The following is a 13,338-nucleotide window of genomic DNA, read 5'->3' as shown; positions in this document are numbered from 1 at the left end:
AGTACGTATTAAGTCCGTATCAAGTCCAAGTAAAAGCAGTTTTAATAATTAATATTTACAGAAAATGGGTAAAATTTCACAAGGTGTATTAGGTGGTTTCTCCGGCAAGGTCGGGAACATCGTAGGTGGATCATGGAAAGGTATTGATTACATGCGTATCAAGCCTTCCAATGTAGCAAATCCTCGTACTCAAGGTCAGCTTGACCAGCGTACAAAATTTGCTAAAGTGTTGAATTTCCTTCAACCAATGACTGAGTTTTTAAGAGTCGGATATAAGTTGTATGCAATTAAGATGACGCAGTTTAATAGTGCGATGTCCTATCAATTGCAAAATGCAATTACAGGTGATTATCCGGACTACTCAATTGACTATTCTAAAGTCTTAGTCAGTAAAGGTAATCTGTTAAGAGCCGTAGGTGGAGCTGTAGAGTCAACCGTAGCTGGTGTTGTAAAACTATCATGGATTGATAATTCGGCATCAGGTGGAGCAAAAGCCACAGACAAGGCTTTAATCTTGCTTTACAATGCAGACAAACAAATCGCTGTTTATGACACTGCTGGGGCAGTAAGAACTGTGGGAACTCAAAATTTATCTGTACCTACTGATTTTTCAGGAGATGAGGTTCAAGCTTATCTTGGCTTTATTTCAGAAGATGGTACTGAAGTTGCGAACTCTGTTTATATAGGTGCTGTCACAGTAGCTTAAAACACACATTCTGAAATTAAACCGTTGCATTCGTGTAGCGGTTTTTTTTATGCTCAGATGATGATATGCTAGGTGAAAAGTATAGAAGATATTTCCAAATATCTCATCATGTCTAAATGTTTGATGTATTGTGTGTTTTATGTATGGTTGTTTTGCATTTTCCTTTGTTAAAATAGATGGTGATGCCTATGTGTTGCCCTATCTTCTATAATGTCCTAAAATCAATATGTTTATATTCTGTATCGGGAAGTAGATTTTTATGGTCTTATAGAAAGATATTTTATTTAAAGGTGATTCACAATGTGGATCACCTTTATTTTTGAATCATAAATGAACTGAATACCTTCAGGAGCTAATTATAAGGATAAAGAAAGGCCATGAGAATTATCTGTAGATCTGATACACATGGTAAGCATCGGGATGTTAATTTGGTCGAGGCCGATATGATTATACATACCGGTGAGATGGTGACAATCGCTTGGTGAATCGATTGTTTGATCATGTAAATGAGACCTTAGAAGGTAAGCTTCCTTTCTTTAACCAATTGGCTAAGACCGTGATTCGACAGAAGCCGAGTATTGATAAAAAAAAGAGTCGATATTAAGCAGGTTCTTGTACCTATTATTGGTTATTTATGCATTCATGCTCTTTATCACGCCATACCGGAAACTAGTAGTTTGTTGCGTTTGAATCAATTGATGGCACTGGGTGAAATTTCAGAAAAAAGGGTGAGGTAATTGAAAGAATGTACAACTTTTTAATGCATTTGCGTATTAAGTGGCAGGTTGATTTGCTTTTAGATAATGACTTACCCGATAATTCTGTTTTATTGAAGAACTTAACAGATATCGATAAGCAAACCTTAAAAACAATCGGTGGCGAAATTTCAAAGCTTCAGGATGATTTGCAACGATCCTTTAAAGTTTCGGAATATCAGCAATAAATTCTGAATAGAAATTGTTTATAAAAGGCCCCGTTTTAGAGGATAAAACGGGGCTTTATTCGTTTTGCCTAGATCGTATTTCGTTCCGTGTGCTCCAATAAAATTTTATTCTGTCAGGCTTAAATGTCTTATAGCCTGATCATCGTTTAAAAGAGCACTCAAATGGAACTCCAAAGACTCTCTTGTTTTGATCTCATATACCTGAGGTCTAAGCTCAAGCGATGATTGTTGATTTGAAAAAATCGTCTTTCATGTTTTATAAACAATTCAATTTGACAGACTTGACAGATTTGACAAGCAGATTTTTCATTGAAAGCTGTTAGTTTTACTCTTGATTTAAGTTTTAAAGAGAGTTAAAAGAAGGCAAGTCTTACTAATACAAGGCTTATTGTGGCTTAAATTTTTCAGTCGATAAATATATTGAGATTATTAACAATAAAAGATAAAGGTTATGTCAGTTACTCCCAGAAATTGGAAAAACACAAATGGAACAGCAGTAAATGATTGTACAAATGGATCTTGGAAACAACATTGGATAGATTCTACTGGTAGATCATGGCCCGAAAAGTGTTCTGTCGCTTTTTGCTCAAATGAACCAACTTTAGGTGCTCATATCGTTAATGAAAAAGTTAATGGGGTGAAAATTGTGCCCATGTGTCCTGCTTGTTATAAACAACATACTTTAATTAATTTAAGGTTTGGTATATCATTAGTAAGTGCAGATATATTTGAACCTGTTGTTAATGACCCATTGGGTATTCTGTAGTATAATGGCAATAAACGCTTTAAAACTAATGTAAATTATGCTTGAAAAGGTTCTGTTTTATCTGCTAAAACAGAGCCTTTTCGGTTTATTTGTCCCGTCACTTTTAAGTTATTGTTCATGTGGTCTACGAAGATTAACCTTAGGGAGCCTCTTGGGAACAGAAGCATCATATGTTGCGTGTTATTTTATTAGATCTTCTTTATTATTTGAGTAAATTGTAAGGAGTAGCATCTTTGGGACTAATATGAATAGATGGCTAAGCTACTTTATAATCGAAAAGACGTTTATATGAAGTCATATGATCCTTTTAATATGTCTAAACCTCAGTCAGAGTTTGTTAAAATTCGAAATGGAGCATATCTTTTTGTGCCTGATTTTTTTGATAAGGCTAAAAGTGATTATTATTTCAACGATCTCATAAAAAATAGTGAATGGAGGCAGGAAGAAATTCTCATATTTGGTAAAACAGTCAAATTTCCCAGATTGACTGCCTGGTATGGTGAAAGGCCATATGCCTATTCTGGTATCACACATGAGGCACGAAAGTGGACTGATACTTTATTGGAAATCAAGAATGAAGTCGAAATTAGAACGCAAAGTATCTTTAATTCGGTTCTTTTAAATCTCTATCGTAATGGAAATGATTCTATTTCTTGGCATGCTGATAATGAAAAGATTTTAGGAGACAAACCCATGATCGCCTCTGTTAGTTTTGGTGCCACACGCCGATTTCAATTAAGGCATAATGCGACCAAAGAAAAGATTCAGTTTGAACTGGGGCATGGCAGTTTGTTAATCATGAAAGGCGAATTGCAAGCTTATTGGCAACATCAGGTGCCAAAAACAAAAAAAGAAGTTGAGGCTCGCATTAATCTAACATTCAGGACAATCACTTAAGCATGAGTCCTTGCATAAAAGCTGAATATGAAGCGTTTTGCTTTTAATGAATCGTATTGTTGATGGCCGAATTGTATTGAACCATTTGCATGACGTTTCTTTTGAAGACTGGTTCTCAAAAGTATAAGGAATTAAATAAGAAAATACAGGCTAATTATGCTTGTTTGTATTAAAAAATGGTTTGTTTTGTAACATCAAATTTTAAAATATCTATTATGGTGAGAAAATACCTAAGGCTGATTATTGCCGGAATCCTATTGTTGGGAAGCATCGCGCTGATTGTTTATAGTTCAGTAGCATTAGGCGTATGGGGAATTTTGCTTTCTGGTTTGTTTGTTTTGGTTCATTTCAAGAACGAGAAAAACTTAGCTGCTTTTTATTTTGTTAGGAAAAATAAGTTTGAAAAAGCTGCAGGTGTGTTGGCAAAGGTAAAACATCCGGAAGCAATGATAAAAAGTCAGGAGGCCTATTTTTATTATCTGTCGGGCTTGGTTGAGTCACAAAGGAACAACAGCTCTAAAGCAGAGAAACATTTTAAGAAAGCACTTAACACAGGCCTTCGATTGAAAACAGATCAGGCTGTGGCGAAATTGAATTTGTCAGGTATCTATCTGTCGCAAAGAAATAAGAAACTATCCAGCTATTATTTAAGAGAAGCAAAAAAACTGGATAAACAAAAAATGTTATCCGCTCAAATTAAGGAAATAGAAGCCATGATGAAACGCATTTAAAGCTTTTGTCTTATTTGGTATAAGATATTTAGACCTGACAGATTTTGTAATCAGTCAGGTCTTTTTTTTGAAATCGGTAAATAGATCACATTTCTTTTTTGTGCTAATCAACAGGATTATGACACCGAGATGAGTTGGATGTCGAAGATTAGAACAGAACCGCCCGGGATATTGCCGTAGTCGGTTTTCCCATAAGCCAAATGTGAAGGAATCAGTAGAATCCCTTCGCCCCCTTCCTTAAAATAGGGCATGCCTTCAATCCAGCCCGAAATAACCTCCGAGAGATTAATCTCCAGCCTTTCGTTTTGGTCGAAGATGGTTCCATTAGTCAGATAACCCAAATAGGCAATTGTAATATTCGAATCAGGATCAGGAGATGCCCCTTCGCCTTGCTTGACTATCTGATAATACAAGCCGCTCTCTGTTCTCTGCGCCTCTAGTTGATGCTTGGCTATATACGCTTTGATTTCCTCTTCGTTCTTATGTTTGAATTTCTGTTTTTTCATTTTTTGATGACTTCCAGTTCGTAAAATGTCGTTTCCGGATCTTTAACACGGGTAAAGTTCAGGTTTTTGTTGTTGAGAAGAACGATTTCTGCAGTGGTATAGATGATGTTGCCTTTTACCAGGTGTGCTCCAAGGGTATGGCCTGTACTATCCGATACCGATATGTGAATGTGATTGTGTTTGCCTTTATCGGCAAATGTGCCTGTTAGTGAAACAATTTCGAAATGTCCTTTTAAATGCAGAAGCTCCTTTTGGTTGGCAGGTCGAATAACCAAGTCTCTTAAACTCCCCACACAGGTTGAAATGGAAGCCGATTCCAACTTATTGGCTTCAACAAAATCAGCCATTCCCTGTTTCAGATCCATGCCTGGTTTTAATCGCAGGGCATAGGTTTCAACTGTTTTTTGCTGGCAGGAGGTAAGCCCCATAAAGATAAGGAATATGATGCAGGTATTTAATTTTAGCATAAGATGAAATTTGTTTGAGATGCAAAATTAGAAAATCTAACGTGTTTTTATTATTTATAGTTTAGATATTAAAATGGGAATGATGACTTAAATGAATTTGATTCAAGAAAGTCTGTCAGGCTGTTCCGAAAGGGGCAGCCTGACTTTTTTTATCAGAATTGGAAGCTTAGGTGTGATTTTGTAACTTAAGACTTGTAATCTTCCGTGAAGATATCGGCTTAACTCTATTTATAGTGATTAGATAGAGACTTCTTTTCAATTGAATTGCAGATTTATCCAGGAAAGCCTTTATGTTTTGTGTGATTATCAAATAAGACTGATAAATAATGGCATCTCATTCTGATCAATATTGTATCGATTTACCCACAGCACCAGCTACTGAGAATAAAATTCTGGTGACGGGTGCCAGTGGTTTTATTGGTGGAGAACTCATTCCGGAATTGATAGCAAGGGGCTATAAGCTTAGGATAATGGTTCGATCTAATGTAGCTATGTACAGAGAACGTTGGCCATCGGTTGAAGTTGTTGTGGCTGATGTACTCGATTATTCACAATTGAAAGAAGCTTTGGAAGGTATTGATTGTGCTTATTATTTAATTCACTCCTTACATTCAGCCAGTCGATTTCAGGAGTTGGATGCTTTAGCGGCAAGAAATTTTAGGCAGGCAGCCGAAGAGAATCATCTAAAACGTATTATTTACCTGGGGAGTTTGGGTGATCCCGAATCCCAATTATCCGATCATATCCGAAGTCGTATAAAAGTAGCTGAAGAGCTACAAAAAGGTAACATACCTGTCACTTTTTTGAGAGCTGCTGTCATTATCGGATCAGGAAGTGCTTCCTATCAAATCATTCACCATTTGGTTCGGAATTGTCCGGTGTTTTTATTTCCTGTTTGGGCAAAATCAAAGTGTCAACCCATTGCTATTCGCGATGTAATCCGGTATTTGGTCGGCTGTATCGAAAATAAAGAGACCAGCGGGAAAGTTCTGGACATTGGCGGTCAGGATATTTTGACCTATCGGGATATGATCAAAATAGAGGCACAAATTATAAGAAAGAAAAGATTGTTTCTGAACTCCGGATTTTCGGCCATGTCGATTTATATCCGAATGATTAATGCCTTAACACCTGTTGATCATGACTTGATCAAAGTGCTTCTGGAAAGTTGCACCAATGATGTGCTTTGTCTCAATACGGATATCAAAAACATGATTCCTTATGAACCCCTAAGTTACAGAGAAGCACTTGTAAATGCTTTGCCAATCGAGCCGAAGGGAAATCCTATTCATAAAAAGGGGAACGATGTTTCTCAATTGGGCTTACAGCCCCAGGTTTTGGGGCCTCCACATAAAAGCATGGGATTCATTTCTGATATCCGATACTTTTTGTTACATAAACCCGATGAGCCCACTCTGGTTCATTTTGATAGTCTCGCCGAGAGGGAAAATTACACGTTTCGTATTTTACAACGACTTGGTGTTGAGGTTACCACGTTTAAGATTCTGAATGTTCATAAAATAGGGATCAATGCTCCGGTAAAAAATGTTTTTGAGGAATTGCTTCAATGGAATGGGGATTCGAGTTGTTGGCCTAATCATATTGCGAAAGTGGTGAATCGAAACAATCGTTTGGAAAATCTGTCCATCTATTTATTTGGATGGACAAAATTTATTCCCTTGTTCAAGCTAAGTGCAATCACTATAAAGAAAATACCTGATGCTGTTGGGGCTGATAATGCCCGGTATTTGTTGTATAAATGCCGAGGTGGTTATCCCATTGGTATCTTTTCCATGTATGTGCGATCGTCTATTGCAGATCAGAATGAAAAAGAGCAGTCTCAACTATTTTTGGTGGTTGGTTTTAATTTCTATGGCAAAGAAAGATGGTCTAACAGAAATTTGATTAACCGAATGTGGGAGGCGATTCACGATCGGGTGACCTTAAATGTGATGAATCGGTTTAAACAGCTATGCGAATGGCGATTCGATAAATTTAAAAAGGGATGAATACAGACAGTATTTTTTCATCTTGTCTAATAAAAACATAGTCATACCGAATGATAATGGCCTTGTATTAAATTGATAGGGCCGCAAATGAAAATTGGCCAGTCTGACAGACTTAATTTATCAGAAGATTGTTTAGATTTATATCAGGATTGATGGAAGTCGGGGAATCATGACTTTTAATATCTTCAAAACGAATCTAAACCTACCCTTAAATTTATATGAGTCAAACAGATCTGAGTCATAAGCCCATTCTTATTAGAAAAGCATCGGGTGATCTTGAGCCCTTTGCTCTTGATAAATTGAAACGTTCCTTGCAAAATGCCGGAGCAGAGGAGTCAAGCATCCTATTGATAATTGCCGATATTGAGGCTTGGATCTATCCAGGTGTTACCACCAAACAGATCTATTCACGGGCCTTTAAAATATTACGTCGTGAAAAGGCTCACACAGCCATGCGTTACAGGCTGAAAGAAGCCATTATTTCACTGGGCCCTACGGGTTATCCCTTTGAGCAGTTTATTGGTCAGTTGTTTGAAAAGCAAGGTTACTCTACTGAAGTGGGAGTGGTGGTTGATGGTTACTCGGTAACACATGAAATGGATGTGATTGCGACTAAAAATCAGGTTCAGCATTTGGTTGAATGCAAATACCATAAAGATCAGGGTAAGCAAGTGAGTGTTCAGGTGCCTTTGTATGTGCGATCCAGGGTGAATGATATCGCTCGTAAGAGAGAAAGCATGAGCGAGTATAAAGGTTTGTCTTTTGTAGGCTGGGTGGTGACCAATACGCGATTTTCGTCTGATTCCACACAGTACGGTGAAGCAAATGGACTAAAGCTTTTGGCTTGGGATTATCCACAAAACAGAGGACTCAAGCATTTGGTTGAAGAGCTGAAATTGTATCCGATAACCATTCTCCATAAGTTAACTAAGAAAGATAAAGATTTATTGATGAGAGAGGGGATTGTCAGTTGTGTTCAGGTTTTGAACAATTTGGATTTATTGAAACCCTTGCAATTAACTAAAAAGAAACAAGTGGCTTTAATTGAAGAATTGAAGTCTGTTTGTCGTTGAGTTTTTTTAGAGAACAGGAGATTGTTGAGAATATTATTAGAGCTGTACTAAAATGTGCAGCTTTTAATTTTTTCATCAAGCCCGAATAGCTTTATATTTGCGACTTAAATAGAAAAAACAAGGACGTGATGATAGATACATTGGAACAGGGATTTTTTGGTATTGGTATACAGAATGGAAAAACACCGGAAAATTTAGGTGTGCTTTGGCGATCGGCACAGAATATGGGAGCCAGTTTCATCTTTACGGTGGGAAAACGATATGCCAAGCAAGCTTGTGACACGCACAAGGCAGTGGGAGCCATGCCTTATTTTCATTACGAAAATTTCGACGATTTTTATCAGCATTTACCCAAGGGTGCCGTTTTAGTTGGTGTTGAATTAGATGAAAAGGCGGTTGCTTTGGAAGAATTTAAGCATCCTCGTCGTTGTGTATACCTGCTGGGTGCTGAGGATAACGGATTAACCAAAAATGCCATTGAGAAGTCACATCATTTGGTCAAATTCGATACCCGTTTGAGTGTGAATGTATCGGTAGCCGGTAGTATCATCATGTACGATAGAAACATGAAACTAAAGTTTGGAAGCTTGTAGTTGAGGTTTAGACAACAAATTCTTTGGTCTTATAGGCTTCGGCCATTTTGATTAGATGCTGACGAAAGGGTTCCATTTCAGTTTGTTTCGATTGAATAAAGGAGAATCGAAATGGGGCATGTCTTTCGGCAGTTTGAATAAAATGATCGCTAAAATCATCTTGATTTTGAAAAACAGAGGCTAAAATTAGAAAACCAAAACTGCGTTGAATCAAGCCCTGAAAAGAAAGTTCATTAGGATACCAATCCTTAATATCCTGATAGAAGGATTTACCCAAATAATACGTTTTGCAAAGCAATTGATCCAGTTTGGCGTGTTGCAGATTCTTAGAAAAATGGGTCATGATCCCTTCCTTGAAATCGTCCCGGGCATCTTGCAAATCATCGAGTATCTGAAGATATGCCCCATATTCATAGAGAAAATGATATTCTTTTTGATTCAAATTTCCTAAAACCAGGTAACCATCAGCAATTACCGAAGTTGCCCCTTTTTCTATTGCTATCAGAAAGGTTTCCGCATCAGAAAGTTCCGATTTTGGCTTGACTAATTTAAGGCTATCGGTTTGAGCATGATGTATAGCCAGTAAGCTTTCATAAACTTCGGGGTAGGTTTGTCTTTCAAATTCACTTTCTATCAGACTCACTAAATCGAAAATCCGACTCTCAATTTGTGATTTAGCTGCAACCTGTTCGCCAGTTAATCGAAGCGCAAAGCGAGTGCAAAAATCCAGTTTCTCATTTTGATTAATCGTTGCACTGTCGATCAAATTGTCGGTGTATGGATACAGCAAACTATAAGCCATGAGCGAGGGAGTGGTTTGGATCTCTTTGCCAAAGAAAGATTGCAAGCCAAGCATGATCCAAAGATTGCGAAGAGCCTGAAAAATATCCCCGAAGCTCAATTCGTAATCAAAAGCCCAGGCTTTTCGAATAAAATCTTTGGTCGCGTCGAGCATTTCCTCCGAAAAAATGAGTTGCATCTGATCTTGGGGATAGGCTAAATTCTCCTCAAAAAAACATTTAGACTGCTCTAATATTTTGCTTTTATTCGGATTTTCAGTTCTAATTTCCTTTTTGATGAGGCGAAGAAAATGGTTGAATTTGATTTCCCAAATTCGTTTTTCAAGGTAGTTGAACTGCCTTTTCGATTCTGGAAACTGATCAGGACATTCGTTCCATTTAGCTATAAATTGAGATTGGATATTTTTGCGTAGGTCTGAATGAAATGTCATTTTGGGTTTATTTTTTTTTGTGATTTAGCACATACAAAAAAGTGAAAAATAATGAATTTTAAAACTAATATCGTTGTAGCAGTCAATTTACAAGTTGAACTGATCATTTCCAATGATTGAATTGAATCGACCTAAATTCATCAATCCAAGCTCATATAGAGTTTATCAATATACCTAAAGAATAACTCGATTAGAATATGTCTAATTTATCTTTTTGTTCAAAGGAAAGTCTCGTACATTTAGTCTTTAAAACATCGAATTACGTCATTGAAACAGTTCATTATATATCTCTTATTAATCCTATTCTCGGCACAAAGTTTTGAGCAGGTTTTGATTGGCTTAAATTTTAAGTTGAATCAGGACTATTTTGCTTCGATTTGTACCAATAAGGATAAGCCTGAATTGAATTGTAATGGTTGTTGTCATCTGAAAAAGCAGCTTGCACAAAGTGAAGAGGACAAGTCGTCAGATGACAAGTTGGAGACTAAAAAAGCTCTTGAACTCTTTGTCGAATATATTTCTGTCGAAATTCAGAAACCAAACTTGAATCTATTGGTTGATGGGTATTCAGTCTTAAAATTGATTTTACCATCTGCCTATTATTACGATATTTTTCATCCTCCCCGAATTTAAATTCTACATTTTATTCAGAGATATGCATTCAAATTTATCTCGAACCAAATCAATCTTTTATTTGATAACATTTTTCAGTTCAAATCTTATGGGCATTAGGATTGCTGTCTCTACGCGTCAGCTCGCTTCATATTCAGGATTTGTATTGGATGAAATTGATCAAGAATGAAAAACTTTTTTATTGTATGCCTGCTTTTGATAGGTTTACAAACGTATGCCCAAAAATCAATAAGACTTCAGGATAAGACGACGGGCATGGTTATTACAGATGCTCATTACATTTATGGAGCTCAGTCAGGTGTGTCTGACGAAGATGGTTTAATCAGGATACAGCCAGACTTTGAGGCAAACCTCCTGATCTCACACGTCAATTATGGCAAAATTGAAATTAATAATTCCAGTGTTGCTGAAGCAATTAGGTTGGGGGTGCTTAATTTAAGCGAATCTTACGTTACATTAATGCCGGCCACGATTATTGCACGCAATCCATCGAAGACTGAGAAGCGAACACTTTCGGTAAACAATAGCGATAAGCTTTCACATGATGCAGGGGAATTTTTAAGTCAAAATGCTTTTGTTGGAGGTATTCGTAAGAGTGGCAGCTATGGATTCGATCCTGTAATGAGAGGATTCAAATATGATCAGCTCAATATCGTTATGGATAATGGTTTAAGTGCTACAGCTGCTTGTCCCAACCGTATGGATCCACCGACAAGTCAGATTCCAATGGCAATGGTTGATCAGGTTGAAATTATTAGAGGCCCCCATTCGCTTCGTTTTGGGAGTGCCTTTGGTGGAAGTATTCACTTTAAATCGTTACCTGCAGCTTTTACAGATAAGGCACAAGTATTTGGACGATCAAGTGCCGGTTACGAAACGAATGGTGATATTTTCAGAACAGAAGCTCTGGTCGGCTTAAAGGGAAAAGTCTATAATATTGCCCTGTTGGGAGCCTATAATCAAGGAAACGATTATGAAGACGGAAAAGGGAATAAGGTGCCATCCGGTTTTAAGCGACGTAATCTGGGCTTGAGTTCAGTTTTCAAACTGTCTGATCAACAAAGTCTGAAAGTTGCTGCGAACAACAACTATGCTGAGAATGTCGATTTTCCTGCACTCAATATGGATTTACGTGAAGATGATACCTGGTTGCTGAATATACAACACAAAATCAATTTCCAAGATTCGCATTGCACTTCACTTTCGACCTCATTTTATGGTTCTTTCGTCGATCATACGATGGACAATTTGACGAAAGAATTGAATCCTCGTAAGCTCAATGCCACTACCGGTGCTAACACCCGAAATTACGGAGCACGTACCGAAGCTAGTTTTGAATTTAAGACGAGCTCTTTGTTTGCTGGTTTGGATTTTAAATCGGAAGAAGCTGAAGGAAATCGCTCCCGTGCAATGTTAATGGGACCTATGGCGGGTGAAACGCTTGTAGATAACATTTGGCAGGATAGTCGGGTGCAAAAGCTGGGGGTATTTGGAGAGTCACATTTTTCGTTGAATGAGGTTTATTTTGTTGCGTCTTCACGTCTGGAATTTAACCAGGCAGAAAGCCGGGATAAGGCGACAAAATTTGTTGATACGAATAAAGACGATCCATCGGATAATATTAATCTGTCTTTAAGTTTGGGAGCCATTTACGATTTGTCAAAGGAAGTGAGAATGGGACTGTGGATTGGACGTGCCGAACGAAGTGGGAGTTTAACCGAGCGCTTCATCAATTACCTTGCTGTTGATCGTGATCCCTATGAAAGAATTGGAAATACCCGACTTCAACCAGAAGTAAATTATCAGCTTGATTATAATTTTAGCTGGAAGAAGAAAAAGTTTGAACTGGGGATTAACCTGTTTAGTTCGTATTTGAGCGACTATATCAGTTCAGAGATAAGGCCGGATTTAACACCCATGATGGCTACGGCTCCGGGGGTAAAGCAATACGTCAACATCGATAAGGCGATTATGAGAGGTTTTGAATTGTCGTGGAATCAAAATATTAATTCTTACGTATATCATCAGGTTAATGTGGCCTATACCTATGGTAAGAATAAGGATAGAAACCAGGCATTGCCGGAGATTCCACCTCTTGATTTGCGCTATCAGTTGGGCGGAAATTTTCTAAAGGATAAGTTTAATGCAGAATTCTTGATGAGACATGTGATCAAGCAAAACCGGATATCATCAGATTATGGTGAAACGGAAACACCTGCCTTTAGCCTTTTAGATTTTAAAAGCTCCTATCAGTTCAATGATCATATTCAATTGAGAGCTGGTGTCCGCAATATTTTTGACGAGGCCTATTACGAACATTTAAATCGATTAGTAAAAGGGAGCCAGGAGCCTATTTATACTCCTGGAAGAAGCTTATACTTGACATTTTCAATTGATTTATTGTAAATATTGTGATAAAATAAATACTGAGATAGCTAAGTAATAGCTTCTCGGTATTTTACACTTTCAACAAAGGATGGGATGTTAATTAGATGTGTGCCCATTTAGTTTGGCTTGTGTTTTATGTGTAAGGAAACACTCTTGTTCTGAAAATCGAATAACAGATCTCTATTCATTTAATTAATTATAGCTACCTAGGTTTAAGAGAAAGTTTTAATGAGAATAACACTAGACCTTTCGATAGATTATAAACCTACAATGCTATTTGCGCATAATTAATTGAAATTGTTAATCTGTTTATCTTTATTGGTTGTATTGTTTTGTGAATTATGTAGTTGTGATGCGCTGTTGTTGTTATTGTATTTTCCTAGCTTATGTTTTAT

General features: G+C 37.2%; 12 protein-coding genes and 1 pseudogene. 10 read left to right on the top strand and 3 right to left on the bottom strand.

Features of this window, described 5'->3' with window-relative positions:
* Positions 1 to 64 precede the first annotated feature (64 nt).
* The 5 genes and pseudogenes from EV201_RS02990 (at position 65) to EV201_RS02965 (ending at position 4,043) form a co-directional block, all read left to right on the top strand.
* Positions 65 to 706, top strand: coding sequence for a DUF6266 family protein (locus EV201_RS02990; protein ID WP_130305914.1), 642 nt, complete (start codon positions 65 to 67; stop codon positions 704 to 706).
* A 578-nt stretch (positions 707 to 1,284) separates the two neighbouring features.
* Positions 1,285 to 1,649 (top strand): annotated as a pseudogene (locus EV201_RS16605) (putative nucleotidyltransferase substrate binding domain-containing protein).
* A 451-nt stretch (positions 1,650 to 2,100) separates the two neighbouring features.
* Positions 2,101 to 2,415, top strand: coding sequence for a hypothetical protein (locus EV201_RS02975; protein ID WP_130305911.1), 315 nt, complete (start codon positions 2,101 to 2,103; stop codon positions 2,413 to 2,415).
* A 252-nt stretch (positions 2,416 to 2,667) separates the two neighbouring features.
* On the top strand, positions 2,668 to 3,312 hold the full coding sequence (locus EV201_RS02970) for an alpha-ketoglutarate-dependent dioxygenase AlkB family protein (RefSeq protein WP_242610449.1): 645 nt from the start codon (positions 2,668 to 2,670) through the stop codon (positions 3,310 to 3,312).
* Between the two features lie 215 nt (positions 3,313 to 3,527).
* Entirely contained in the window at positions 3,528 to 4,043 is a 516-nt protein-coding gene (locus tag EV201_RS02965) for a tetratricopeptide repeat protein (RefSeq protein WP_130305910.1), read from the top strand.
* Between the two features lie 116 nt (positions 4,044 to 4,159).
* On the opposite strand, the gene EV201_RS02960 is transcribed toward EV201_RS02965, so the two are convergent.
* Positions 4,160 to 4,549, bottom strand: a complete 390-nt coding sequence (locus EV201_RS02960; protein ID WP_130305909.1) for an FKBP-type peptidyl-prolyl cis-trans isomerase — start codon at positions 4,547 to 4,549, stop codon at positions 4,160 to 4,162.
* Positions 4,546 to 5,016, bottom strand: a complete 471-nt coding sequence (locus EV201_RS02955) for a PPC domain-containing DNA-binding protein (RefSeq protein WP_207224367.1) — start codon at positions 5,014 to 5,016, stop codon at positions 4,546 to 4,548. The genes EV201_RS02960 and EV201_RS02955 overlap by 4 nt, the downstream gene beginning before the upstream one ends.
* 326 nt (positions 5,017 to 5,342) lie before the next feature.
* On the opposite strand from EV201_RS02955, the gene EV201_RS02950 reads away from it, so the two are divergent.
* From EV201_RS02950 to EV201_RS02940, 3 genes are all read left to right on the top strand, one after another.
* A complete protein-coding gene (locus EV201_RS02950; protein ID WP_130305908.1) occupies positions 5,343 to 7,025 on the top strand; it encodes an NAD(P)H-binding protein in 1,683 nt (560 codons plus the stop codon).
* A 218-nt stretch (positions 7,026 to 7,243) separates the two neighbouring features.
* Positions 7,244 to 8,098: a restriction endonuclease gene (locus EV201_RS02945; protein ID WP_242610448.1), complete on the top strand. Its 855-nt coding sequence runs from the start codon at positions 7,244 to 7,246 to the stop codon at positions 8,096 to 8,098.
* A gap of 128 nt (positions 8,099 to 8,226) precedes the next feature.
* Positions 8,227 to 8,691, top strand: a complete 465-nt coding sequence (locus EV201_RS02940) for an RNA methyltransferase (RefSeq protein WP_130305907.1) — start codon at positions 8,227 to 8,229, stop codon at positions 8,689 to 8,691.
* A gap of 7 nt (positions 8,692 to 8,698) precedes the next feature.
* On the opposite strand, the gene EV201_RS02935 is transcribed toward EV201_RS02940, so the two are convergent.
* Positions 8,699 to 9,922 carry a hypothetical protein gene (locus EV201_RS02935; protein WP_130305906.1) on the bottom strand — a complete coding sequence of 408 codons (1,224 nt, stop codon included), beginning with the start codon at positions 9,920 to 9,922 and terminating at the stop codon, positions 8,699 to 8,701.
* 267 nt (positions 9,923 to 10,189) lie between these two features.
* On the opposite strand from EV201_RS02935, the gene EV201_RS02930 reads away from it, so the two are divergent.
* Together EV201_RS02930 and EV201_RS02925 are read left to right on the top strand one after the other, a co-directional pair.
* Positions 10,190 to 10,555, top strand: coding sequence for a hypothetical protein (locus tag EV201_RS02930; protein ID WP_130305905.1), 366 nt, complete (start codon positions 10,190 to 10,192; stop codon positions 10,553 to 10,555).
* Between the two features lie 165 nt (positions 10,556 to 10,720).
* Positions 10,721 to 12,961 (top strand): TonB-dependent receptor domain-containing protein, encoded by a 2,241-nt coding sequence (locus EV201_RS02925; protein WP_130305904.1) that lies wholly within the window; start codon positions 10,721 to 10,723, stop codon positions 12,959 to 12,961.
* Positions 12,962 to 13,338: the final 377 nt, after the last annotated feature.

It is taken from the genome of Ancylomarina subtilis (assembly GCF_004217115.1).
Taxonomy (GTDB): domain Bacteria; phylum Bacteroidota; class Bacteroidia; order Bacteroidales; family Marinifilaceae; genus Ancylomarina; species Ancylomarina subtilis.
The sequence above is the reverse complement of the archived record's forward strand: the minus strand, read 5'-3'. Positions and strand labels throughout refer to the sequence as shown.